Here is a 435-nt window from a genome sequence, read left to right as displayed (position 1 = left end):
GCTCAGTGCCCATGCCCTGTTTGCCCGGCCGCTGGTGCTGGGCCCGAACTCCAAGGTGGTGGTCGAGGTCGTGCAGTCCTCGGCCACCCACGGTGTGGTCTGGTGCGACGGCCGCCGGGCGGCAGAACTGCGGCCCGGCATGGAGATCGAGGTCGTCCAGGGCCGGCACCGGCTTCGGCTGGCCCGGCTCTCCGAGGCGCCGTTCACGGACCGGCTGGTGAACAAGTTCGGCCTCCGGGTCGAGGGCTGGCGAGGGGCGGCCGAGGCGCTGGACCCGCTGGCGCTTCCCGATCGTGCCTGGTCGTGCTCGTGAACGCGGGTCCCGAGTGATCGAAGAGCTGCGGATTGTCGACCTCGGCGTCATCAGCGAAGCCACCATCGCGCTGCATCCCGGGCTCACCGTGGTCACCGGCGAGACCGGCGCAGGCAAGACCA

The 435-nt window shown here is 71.0% G+C and carries 1 protein-coding gene; it reads left to right on the top strand.

The features are described from left to right. Positions 1-313: hypothetical protein (locus tag ACU8YE_RS25505; RefSeq protein ID WP_446930390.1), on the top strand; the 313-nt coding region annotated here is incomplete at its 5' end. Between the last annotated feature and the right edge of the window lie 122 nt (positions 314-435).

This window comes from Ralstonia sp. VS2407, assembly GCF_052950655.1.
This window is presented reverse-complemented; position numbering and strand designations above follow the sequence as displayed.